This window comes from Campylobacter concisus (genome assembly GCF_015229965.1).
Lineage (GTDB): Bacteria > Campylobacterota > Campylobacteria > Campylobacterales > Campylobacteraceae > Campylobacter_A > Campylobacter_A concisus_BD.
In genome coordinates, this window is sequence record NZ_JAAKZB010000018.1 from 33,918 (window position 1) to 45,101 (window position 11,184).

Below are 11,184 nucleotides of genomic sequence, written 5' to 3' on the forward strand. Positions count from 1 at the left end.
GATGATTTTATTTTGTATTTCGCTATTTTTCCCACTTCTTAGCTTCATCATAGCTGGCATCTTTTCGCATAGCAGTAAGAATTTATTTATCGGTCTTTTTTGCTCGCTTCTCATGATCGCTAGCGCCACAGCCTCGCTTATGCTAACGGCTAGTCTTAGCGTAGATGAGCCTTTAAATTTAACCCTAAAAGAGTTTATAAATTTTGGCTCGCTTGATCTTAGCTTCAGCTTCTACCTTGACGCGATTAGCCTTGTGATGCTTAGCACCGTGGGCGTAGTCGCTAGCATCGTGCATATCTACTCCATTGGCTACATGAGAGATGACGCGAGTTTTAACCGCTTTTTTAGCTATCTTGGGCTCTTTGTCTTTTGCATGAACGTCCTTGTATCAAGCGATAACTTCATAGGGCTATTTATCGGCTGGGAGGGCGTTGGACTTTGCTCGTGGCTGCTCATTGGCTTTTGGTATAAAAGACCTAGCGCAAACATCGCTGCAAACGAAGCCTTTGTGATGAATAGAGTGGCTGACCTTGCCATGCTTGTTGGCATTTTTTATATATTTTATAGCTTTGGCTCACTTAAATTTAGCGAGGTTTTTAACGCTAGAAGCGACCTTTCTGGGCTAAATTTAGGCATCATCGCCACGCTACTTTTTATAGGCGCTATGGGTAAAAGCGCGCAGTTTCCATTTCACACTTGGCTTGCAAACGCCATGGAGGGTCCAACGCCAGTCTCAGCCCTCATCCACGCTGCGACCATGGTAACAGCTGGCGTCTATCTAGTGATACGTGCGAATTTTATCTTTGCAAACGTGCCTGAAGTCTCACACTTTATTACCTGCCTTGGCGCATTTGTAGCGGTATTTGCAGCTAGCATCGCGCTTGTGCATAACGACCTTAAAAAGATAGTCGCCTACTCGACGCTTTCACAGCTTGGATATATGTTTGTAGCCGCTGGTCTTGGCGCTTACAAGATCGCACTTTTTCACCTTGTCACGCACGCATTTTTCAAGTCACTTCTCTTTTTGTGCGCTGGTAACGTCATGCATGCGATGAATGACGAGCTAAATATCAAAAAAATGGGCGGACTTTATAAATTTATGAAGCCAACTGCACTTCTTTCTATCATCGCAAGCTGCGCGCTGGCTGGCTTTTATCCATTTGCTGGCTTTTTTTCTAAAGATAAAATTTTAGAAGTCGCCTTTAGTGAAAATCAAATTTTGTGGGCCGTCTTGCTATTTGGCGCGGTGCTTACGGCATTTTATAGCTTTAGGCTCGTTATGCTTGTCTTTTTTGCGAGACCAAAGAGCGACACTCACGCACATGAGGCCAAAAACTACATGCTTGTTGGCATGAGCTTGCTTGGCGTTCTCTCAGTCATCAGCGGCTTTTTCTGGAGCAACTTTAGTGGGTTTTTAAGTAACAGCCTTGGGGATTTTAAGCTAAATTTATCTCACAGCAGTGAAATTTTCTTACTCGTTTTAACGCTTACTTTAGTGCTTGCAAGTGCTGGCTTTGCAGTCTTTGCTTATAAAAAAGAAATTTTTAAAGAGAGCATTTGCGAAAGTAGAGTTTATAAAATTTTGCAAAATGCCTACTTTATACCAAAATTTTATGAGAAATTTTTTATAAATGGCTACGCTTTAATCTCTAAAATTTGTAAGAAATTTGATGAGATGATAGTTGATAGAAGTGTTGATTTTGTCGCACTTTTGGTTACTAAATTTGCATATCTTGCAAACAAAATGCAAAGCGGAGATCTTAGCGTCATGCTTAGGTTTATGGTTGCAGGATTTGCCTTGCTTTTAAGCTTTATATTTTTATTAAATGGAGCCAAATAATGCTAAGTGTCATCATATTTTTCCCAGCAATAAGCGCAATACTTGGCTTTTTGATAGAAAATAAAAGTATCAAATTTTATGGAGCAAGCATCGCTCTCATAGAGCTTTTGCTAGCCATTTTTATCTGCGTCAATGTCGATTTTCAGGGTTATGACTTTGTTTTAACGCATCAAGTCTCGCTCATACCAAGCCTAAATATCAGCTATTTTGTGGGCATCGACACTATTTCGCTTGTGCTTATAGTCCTTAGCGCATTTATGAGCTTCATCTCTATCGCAGCCCTTAGTGATGATGGAAATTTAAAGCACCTTGTTATTAGCGTGCTATTTTTAGAGAGCACGATGATGGGCGTCTTTAGCGCGCTTGATATGATCTTGTTTTACAGCTTTTGGGAGCTTAGTCTTATACCTCTGCTTTACATCATCGGTGCATTTGGCAGTAAAAATAGAATTTACGCGGCGATTAAATTTTTCATCTACACATTTTTAGGCTCTGTCTTTATGCTAGTAGCGATCATCTTTATCGGCTATCTGTGCTACCAAAAAAGTGGCGTCTTTAGCTTTAATCTGCTTGATTGGTACAAGCTTGGTATCGGAGAAAGCGCTCAAATTTGGCTATTTTTAGCATTTTTCTTCGCTTTTGGCGTGAAAACTCCGCTATTTCCGTTTCACACGTGGCTACCTTACGCACACGGACAGGCTCCGACTATCGGCTCAGTGCTGCTTGCTAGCGTGCTTTTAAAGATGGGTACTTATGGCTTTGTGAGATTTTCACTCCCACTTTTTCCAGATGCTAGCCTGCTTTTAAGCGGCTTTGTCTGCGTCATAGCTATCATCATGATCATCTACGCAGCCCTAGTTGCCTACGCGCAAAGCGATATGAAGCAAGTGATCGCTTATAGTTCGATCTCGCACATGGGCGTCATCATGCTAGGCATCTTTTCACTAAATTTAATAGGCCTTGGCGGCTCTATATTTTTAATGATAAGCCACGGCATCGTTAGTGGCGCGTTATTTTTGTTAGTTGGCGTCATCTACGAGAGAGCTCACACCAAAGAAATTTGCGAATTTGGCGGACTTGCCAAGGTGATGCCAAAGTATGCACTCATATTTTTTATAGCAACGCTTGCAAGTATCGGCTTGCCACTAACCATTGGCTTTGTGGGCGAGTTTTTGAGCCTACTTGGCGTATTTAAGCTAAATAAGCTCTTTGCGCTACTTGGTGGTTTTAGTATCATCGTGGGCGCTGTTTATATGCTGGTGCTTTATAAAAGGGTCTTTTTTGGCGAGTGCAAGGAGAAAAATTTAAGCCTAAAAGATCTAAATTTTAAAGAGTTAGCCGCTCTTGTGCCACTTTGTTTGCTCATAATCGCTCTTGGTATCGCGCCAAATTTGATACTAAAACCACTTGAGCCAAGCGTGCAAAATATCATAAGCAAAATGCAAACTAGAGCTGTAAATAGCGGCACGAAGGATAAAATTTCATCTTTAAATGGCGGGAGCAAACTATGAACGAAATAGCCTTTTTAGACCTAAACGAGATCTCTTTGCAATCACTCTCGCCGATGCTAAGCATGATGGTTTTTGCGCTTTTTATCCTCATAGTTGGAGCGATAAAAAAGGATCTTTCGAGGAATTTCTACTGCGTATTTTGCATCATCGCTATATTTGTAAATTTAGGCATTACGCTTGATTTTAACGGGCTTAGCCTAAGCTTTTGGGATATGCTCTTAGTTGATGGAATTTCTATCATCTCGCAGATTATTATCTTAATCGCCTCAGCTCTTTTCATCCCACTGGCACTTAGCACAAAAGAGTATTTTGAGTATAAAATTTACGAGTATTACGCGCTATTTTTGTTTATGATCGCTGGATTTTTATTTATGGTGAGCTCAAACAACCTACTTATCATCTTTTTAGGCCTTGAGATCAGCTCGCTTTGCCTCTACACCCTAATCGCCCTTCACAACAAGGCAAAAAGCGTCGAGGCTGCTATCAAATACTTCGCGATGGGCTCACTCTCAGCTGGCTTTTTTGCGATGGCGATAGCGATGTTTTATCTGGCAACAAACTCAATAGATATCGCTCGTATCGGCGTTGTCATAAAAGATCTTAGCCTAAATCAAAATTTAATAATCCTTCTTGGCTGCGTTTTCATCGCTTCAGCCATTGGCTTTAAGCTCTCGCTCATACCATTTCACACATGGATACCAGACGTTTATGAGGGCTCAAATGCCCCGCTAGCAGGCTATATGTCGATCGTGCCAAAGGTGGCGGGATTTATCGTCGCGTTAAGAATTTTTGCGATGCTTGAGGGCTCTGGAATTTCATGGATAAAAGATATGCTCTACATCATCGCCGTGCTTACGATGAGCCTTGCAAACATCATGGCGCTAGTGCAAAAAGATGTCAAAAGGATGCTCGCTTTTAGCTCGATAGCTCACGCTGGTGTCGTGCTTTGCGCGCTTGTGGCAAATTCTCACGAGGCAAATGTCGCCTTGTTTTTCTACTGGATCATGTTTTTGTTTGCAAATTTGGGCGCATTTTCTATGCTCTGGGTGGCAAGGTGCGACGACGTCGTCTGCTGGGACAAGCGCTTTAAACATCCGTATGAGAAATTTTCAGGGCTTATTAAAATTTTGCCAAGTTACGCCGTGATAATGGGAATTTTCATGATCGCCCTTGCTGGCATACCACCTTTTAGCGTATTTTGGGGTAAGATGGTGCTTATCTCATCGCTCATAAAGTCTGATTACGTCGTGCTTAGCCTTATCATCATGATAAACTCGGCGATTGCTATTTATTACTACCTAAAGCTCATCGTCTTTATGTTTTTAAAAGAGCCTATCGTAAAAGATAAAAATATCTACATCTCAAATGTATCGATGGCGCTAAAAGTGATCGTTGGAGTTGCCGTTGCTGGCACGGTCTTTGCCTTTTTATTTTCTGGGGCGATTTTGGAATTTATCGAGCATTTTGTCTTTGCTTCAGGATTTTAGAAAATTTAACTATAATGGCGGCATGAAAAAGCTCTTAACCATCTTATTTTTACCGCTTTATCTATCCGCCTTTAGCCTTAGCCTAAACAGCGGCGCAAACGCAAATAAGCCTTATAGCGTCCTTCAGCTAAGCGACGAAAAAGAATTTGAATGTGTGGAGCAAATTTTAGCCTACGACACGAAGCGCTACGTTTGTATGCTCGATGATGGGATCTTGCCAAAGATCGAAGATACGACTCTGCCTTTAATGGACATAAAATATAAAAAGCAAGATGGCAAACTCTTCATCGTCATCATGCCAAAGGCGCCTTCAAAACTTCTAAATGTTCAAACTGAGCTTTACAGCAGTCCAAGCGTGCAAGATACGCCAAAGACGACCATCTCAAAGCACTTTAGCATCATCATCGATACTTCGCTTAGCGAAAACAACAAAAGAGTATCTGGGCTAAATTTCTCGCCTGATTTTAGAGATATGCTAAGCCCAGGCATCGGAGCGCTCGATCTTAACAAAGCGCCTATTGCTGGGCTTGATAGCAACGATATAGACATCTACATAAATATAAAAAGAGCTTACGAAAAAGGCGCTTATGAAAGCGTGGTAAAAGATACGCAAACAGCGATGAAAAGGCATCCAGCCAGTCTTTTCTCAAGCGAGTTTTTACTTTTTAGGCTAAGAGCGCTTGATAAAATTTTTGAGACAAAGAGCGAGTTTGAGGGGCTTGAGCCAAAAGATATCGTAAGCGAGGGCAGAGCTTGGATAAGAAAATTCCCTTCTGATGAGAACTACCCAGAGGTGCTATATCTCATCGCCAGAGCTTACCTAAAAGATAGCATCGCAAGTGATGCAAAATATATGCTTGACATACTAAGTGAAGAGCACGCGGAGTCAAAATTTACAAAGCTTGCCACGCTTGATTATGCTGACTATCTATATAAAATAGGCAGGCAAAAAGAGGCGCTAAGCGACTACGAAAAGGTGCTTTACTCGACAAACGACATCGACCTTGCAAGCAGAGCAGCGCTAAGCCTAGCAGACGCAAATATCGATAAAGAGAAATTTGAAGAGGCAAAGAAATTTGTACTAAAGATCGCAAATGCAAATGAAAAATTTTTTATGAACGATCCGACAAAATCGATGAATTTGGCCTATACATTTGCCAGCAAAGATATGCCAGACGTAGCTGCTAAAATTTATGAAATTTTGGTAAATAATAGTGATAGGACAAAGGATTTTTACGAGGCAGCACTAAAAAATTTAGCACTAAATTTAGCCAAAACAAAAGATGAAAAAAGGGCGTATGAGTATCTAAACAGATATGAAAAAGAGTTTAAGTATGGCGATTATATCGATGAGGTCGCTAAGGCAAAGGATGGGCTATTTTTTGAAGAGGATGACAAAAACGCCACCGCACTTCACGCAAGATATAAAGATCTCATCGAAAAATATGCCGGCACAAATATCAGCCAAAAGGCGCTAATCAGCGAGCTTGAGCTTGATCTAAAAGAGCGTAAATTTGCCGATGCGCTAGCTTATAACAACCTCGCAAAAGATGAAAATTTAAGCCGGGCAATGGAGCTAGTAAATGAGGCTGCGCTTGAGCTAACAAAAGAGTTTTTCATCAAAGATGACTGCACAGCGGTTGTAAATTTACTTGAAAACTATGATGTAAGTAAGGTCTCTTTGCCGCAGTTTAAGCTCTTTAACTGCTACTTTAGAACGGCACGTTACAACGAGGCGCTAGAGCTTGCAAAGGCGCACGTGAAGGATGAAAATTTAGAAGATAGAGTCGAGTGGCTGGTAAATTTGAGCAAAATTTTATATAAAAATAAAGACTACGAGCACGCCATCATCGCTGCAAACGACGCGCTCTCGCTTGGCTCAGCAGTCGAGTACTCAGACCCGACGCCATCGCTTTTTGATAGATTTTACTCGCTACTTGCGCTAAAACGCTTTACTGAGGCGGTCTCTACGATCAGTGCGATCGAGCAGCTAAGAGGGCAGGACTTTAAGATTATAGAAGCATACGCAGCTATAAGCGACTACGCGATGAAAAGCAACGACTACGCTATCGCTGCAACCTACGCTAAAAAGGCGCTTGAGCTACAAACTAGGGCTAAGATAAATACCTTTTCACCAAAGCTAAATTTTGACTACTCGGAGGCTTCGTTAAAGACAGATAATCTTGACGAGGCGCTTGATGAGGCGAAATTTATACTAAATATGAAGCTTGAGCCAGAAGACCGCTTGCATGCTCTAAATTTGGCAAGTGAAATTTATATCAGACAAAAGCAATATAAGCTAGCTAAACCCTATCTAAACGAGTGCGTTGGCTCAAATTTCACAAGTGCTTACAAAGACGCCTGCAAAGCCAAGCTCGAGATGATAAAGTAAAAATTAGTGTCAAATTTAAATGATCTTGAAAAAGAGTATCTAAAGCTAGAAAAGGAAAATTTCCCAGACGGCAAAAGGATCAAATTTATTGCAAATTTAGGCGCTAGTGGCGAGATAGCATACCACTATGAGCTAATCTGCAAGCAGTGGCAAGAGGGCTGGCAGCTAAATTTAGAGAGTAGCTTTGACAGGCATGGAGGCGCTGGGCTGGAGTTTTTGTTTGAGCGTTTAGCTAAGGAGAGCGATCAAAAACTAAAAGTAGATACTATCTATCTAATAGCGCAAATTCTCTCTAAGTCTAAGCATAGAGATTTTTACACCGCGTTTTGTGACCGCCTTGTCCCTCAAATCACCTCTTTTTCGGAGACAAATGATGCCTTACGCCGCAAGCTTATAATAGCGCTTGGTTGGGTTGGCTCGTTAGAGCAAATAGAAATTTTAATAAGCGAGATGTTAAACAGCAAAGATAGCCTTTGCAGGGCATGGGCAGCAGCTAGCCTTATGCAGATGTCATTTCACAGGGCCAGCCAAGAGAGCTTGCGAGATAAAACAAAAGCCGCATTTTTGCAAGGCATCTCTAGTGAAAAAGAGCTATACGCCTGCGCGATTATGATAGAAGCAGCTCAAATTTTGTTTGGTAAAAAGTGGATATCTTCTAGTGCAGTTCAAAATCAAGAGGCTGAAAAGATAGAAAAAGCTAGAAAAATGGCGGTAAGATTTTTTATATAAGGATTAAATTTGCCACTAAGCGGATTAGGTGCTTGATTGTGTTTTGTTTGTTGGATTATAAAGTAAAAATGGTTTAAATTTCTAAGAAATTTTGACTTTAAATTTAGAATATTTAAAAATAAAATTTTATATTTTTCGCTTAGAAATAGCGGACAAAATAGCTTTAATTTGATTTAAAATTTAATTTTTTCTTGACATATAATAATGTTTTTTGTATAATCTCAATTCTTTTTTAAATAATCATGTCTTGCTAGCTCAGTCGGTAGAGCATCTCACTTTTAATGAGGGGGCCGTTGGTTCGAATCCAACGCAGGACACCATTTTTGGGTTTATGACCCTTTCGTCTAGTGGCTCAGGACTCTACTTTCTCTGTGTAGAAACAGAGGTTCAAATCCTCTAAGGGTCGCCAGATATTTTAAATTTTAGGTCGCTTAGCTCAGTTGGTAGAGCGCCACCCTTACAAGGTGGATGTCATAAGTTCGAGTCTTATAGCGACCACCATTACTTTTAGGTGCAGCGGTAGTTCAGTTGGTTAGAATGCCGCCCTGTCACGGCGGAGGTCGCGGGTTCGAGCCCCGTCCGCTGCGCCATCTACTAAACCTTAGGTTAAGGTTCTTGATTCTATTTTTTCTTGTTTTTTTGAGTGATCAAATTAAATTTTAAGATTATAAGTTCTAAGATAACACTTTATGATTTGTTATTGATATTTAATCTTGCCTCGTTAGCTCAGTTGGTAGAGCATATCACTCTTAATGATGGGGTCGTAGGTTCGAGACCTACACGGGGCACCATCTTTTGGCCCATTCGTCTAGCGGTTAGGACACCAGCCTCTCACGTTGGTAACACGAGTTCGAGTCTCGTATGGGTCACCACTTTTTAAATTCTTAAATAAAAACTGTATTTTCTTGTAAGTTTCAACTATTTGTATTTTGTTATAAGTCGTAATATCTATATTTCTATACAAATATATTAAATACTTTAGAGAATGATTACTGTGAGTCTAAAATATCAACTTTAGTAAGAGTAATTTTAGATTTTGGAATTTATTTAAATCATTATAAACGTTTTATTAAGATTGAATAGTGTATTTAGAAATTATTAAACTCCTGAAAGATAGAGGTATTAAACTTGACGCCGGCCTTACTCAAAACGAGCTTGAAAAAATATACGAAATTTATGATATTAAATTTAAGGTCGTTTTTGACTACAGCTTTGCCAGTTTCGGATGGCTTTTATGATTGGCGTGACTTTTCAAGTGGAAATGTCACGAAAATAAAAAATATGATGCAACATTTTTATGAATTTGTGAAAAGCGCCTCTTTTGAAGAATATATACCAAATAGCACTTATTTACCGGATCAATGGTCTAAGATATCAAGAGAGCAAAGAGTTAAAATTGTGGCTGAGCTATATAAAAATGCACCAAAGATCATACCAGTCTATTTTCATAGATTTATGCCAGAGATGAATGATGATAATGATCCGCCAGTCTTGTCAATATATTATGACGATATAGTCTATTACGGTAGAAATTTACAAGAGTATTTATTGCATGAATTTTGTGGTATTGATATTCCAAAATATATAAGTGAATATAAAAATGTGCCGTTTTGGACGGATATGATAGAAAATTTATGATTATAGATTTAGACTTTATAAATATCTTGCCTCAAGCACTATTAAATAGGGGGATTTTTCTAAGAGAGAGAATTGGAGTTTATGAGGTCGGCTGGGAATTTGACGATATTGTAAAAGTTTTAGACATTATCAAAGAAAAAGAGATGACAGTGCTTGGCGGAGATGTTTATGAGTTAAATGGTGGTGAAATCATCATTACATATGATAGTTGGAGCTTTTCTGGGAGCAACTTTATAAAATCTTTTGAAAAAGCAAGTGAATATATAAATAATTATTATAAAAACAATGGAGATAATTTTATTTATACTCTAGTAATTGCAAATACAACAAATTAATACACAAAAAGAGCGCACCAAACTGATACGCTCACTGCTAAATTTACTGTTTTATCTCAAATGCAAGCGTTGCAGCAATCGTTTCATCGTCGCAAATTTTTGAGTCGGCAAATGGCATTTTATGCACTGTTTGTAGCAACCATTTTCCAGGTTTAAGTGCAAGTACCTCTATCGTGCCGTCTGACTCAGTTTGGCCATGGAATGCACTTTTTTCTTTTAAAAATCCATCAAATGTTCCATCAAGCGTAGCATTTTCTAAAGGTTTGCCCTCAAATAGAATTTTCACTTTAAATGGCACGCCAACTTTGAAATTTGCTGGATTGTCAAGTGGGACTATCTCTAAGCGCTGCTGTGAAGGCTTTGTCACAGAGTCGTCCTTGGCGTTTTTATTTATGATACCTTTTGCGCTCATGCTCGCTTTTTTGCAGTATTTGGCGTCCTTGATGTCCTCTTTGGTTTTGCCCATGTGCCATGTGCCATCGCTCGCTTTTGTCCAAAACGTAGGCTTATACTCGCCAGCTATAAGGTATGAGCCGTTTTCTAGTTTGGCTCTTTCGTAGTGGTAGTTTTCGCCACTTTGTTTTAGGCTCAGTTTCTCGCCATTTTTGTTTATAATGTATGGGGCTTCAAATAGGGCAATCCTATTATCTGGGATCTTTTCAACAGTCGGAAAGTCGTCTGCGTAGCCGATATCGACGCTAGTTACCTCTTTGCTGCTTCCAAAAAGCCAAAATTCGTGAGCCAAAGAGTGACTGCTAAATGCCGCCAAAGCCAAAAGTGCAAATAAATGCTTGTTCATTACCTATCCTTTCAGATTAAATTGTCTATTTTTCTATTTCTAATATATGTCACAAAAATATTGTTAAATTTTTATAGATCTAAATTTTGCTAATTTTTAGAAAATTTAGTAATCAAAACCAAATTTATTTTATTAAATTTATAAAAATAGCACGTCTATAAAATACTTTAACTACTGAAATTACGAAATAAAATCAGTTTCGCAATTATATCAAAATAATAATCATTGTCAATATAAAATTAAATTTTATCCACCAGTGGATAAATCAAAATAAATTTATCTTTGCCATTTAGATATCTAAAAAGTTTCATTTTTGAAATATTTTGTATAAAAATTCTTTTTTCTCATTATATTTTAATATTAAATTAAGATTATATCCTTTATAATGTCACTAAATTATTTTAAAAAATATAACTTTATAGTTATTTCCAAGGAAGGTTAAGATGAGAACTC

General features: G+C 38.9%; 8 protein-coding genes and 6 tRNA genes. 13 read left to right on the forward strand and 1 reads right to left on the reverse strand.

What is annotated here, in order from left to right:
• The first annotated feature begins 1 nt into the window (after nt 1).
• The 13 genes from nuoL (at nt 2) to imm40 (ending at nt 9,932) form a co-directional block, all read left to right on the forward strand.
• Nucleotides 2–1,840, forward strand: a complete 1,839-nt coding sequence (gene nuoL / locus G6W43_RS08070) for an NADH-quinone oxidoreductase subunit L (protein WP_194169559.1) — start codon at nt 2–4, stop codon at nt 1,838–1,840.
• Nucleotides 1,840–3,351, forward strand: a complete 1,512-nt coding sequence (locus G6W43_RS08075; RefSeq protein ID WP_194169560.1) for an NADH-quinone oxidoreductase subunit M — start codon at nt 1,840–1,842, stop codon at nt 3,349–3,351. Before nuoL ends, G6W43_RS08075 begins: the two co-directional genes overlap by 1 nt.
• Entirely contained in the window at nt 3,348–4,838 is a 1,491-nt protein-coding gene (gene nuoN, locus G6W43_RS08080) for an NADH-quinone oxidoreductase subunit NuoN (RefSeq protein WP_004317979.1), read from the forward strand. Before G6W43_RS08075 ends, nuoN begins: the two co-directional genes overlap by 4 nt.
• 22 nt (nt 4,839–4,860) lie before the next feature.
• A complete protein-coding gene (locus tag G6W43_RS08085) occupies nt 4,861–7,230 on the forward strand; it encodes a tetratricopeptide repeat protein (protein ID WP_194169561.1) in 2,370 nt (789 codons plus the stop codon).
• A 6-nt stretch (nt 7,231–7,236) separates the two neighbouring features.
• Entirely contained in the window at nt 7,237–7,959 is a 723-nt protein-coding gene (locus G6W43_RS08090; RefSeq protein ID WP_194169562.1) for a HEAT repeat domain-containing protein, read from the forward strand.
• Nucleotides 7,960–8,203: 244 nt separating this feature from the next.
• Nucleotides 8,204–8,279 (forward strand) — tRNA-Lys (locus tag G6W43_RS08095).
• A gap of 13 nt (nt 8,280–8,292) precedes the next feature.
• Nucleotides 8,293–8,368 (forward strand) — tRNA-Glu (locus G6W43_RS08100).
• A 16-nt stretch (nt 8,369–8,384) separates the two neighbouring features.
• A tRNA-Val gene (locus G6W43_RS08105) sits at nt 8,385–8,460 on the forward strand.
• A gap of 12 nt (nt 8,461–8,472) precedes the next feature.
• Nucleotides 8,473–8,549, forward strand: a tRNA-Asp gene (locus tag G6W43_RS08110).
• Between the two features lie 125 nt (nt 8,550–8,674).
• Nucleotides 8,675–8,750 (forward strand) — tRNA-Lys (locus G6W43_RS08115).
• A gap of 6 nt (nt 8,751–8,756) precedes the next feature.
• Nucleotides 8,757–8,831 (forward strand) — tRNA-Glu (locus G6W43_RS08120).
• Between the two features lie 328 nt (nt 8,832–9,159).
• Complete coding sequence (locus G6W43_RS08125; RefSeq protein WP_103617757.1) at nt 9,160–9,597, forward strand: hypothetical protein; 438 nt, start codon at nt 9,160–9,162, stop codon at nt 9,595–9,597.
• Nucleotides 9,594–9,932 (forward strand): Imm40 family immunity protein, encoded by a 339-nt coding sequence (gene imm40, locus G6W43_RS08130; RefSeq protein ID WP_103617756.1) that lies wholly within the window; start codon nt 9,594–9,596, stop codon nt 9,930–9,932. Before G6W43_RS08125 ends, imm40 begins: the two co-directional genes overlap by 4 nt.
• 43 nt (nt 9,933–9,975) lie before the next feature.
• Here imm40 and G6W43_RS08135 read toward each other — a convergent pair whose 3' ends face one another.
• Entirely contained in the window at nt 9,976–10,731 is a 756-nt protein-coding gene (locus G6W43_RS08135; protein ID WP_012001131.1) for a DUF4198 domain-containing protein, read from the reverse strand.
• Nucleotides 10,732–11,184: the final 453 nt, after the last annotated feature.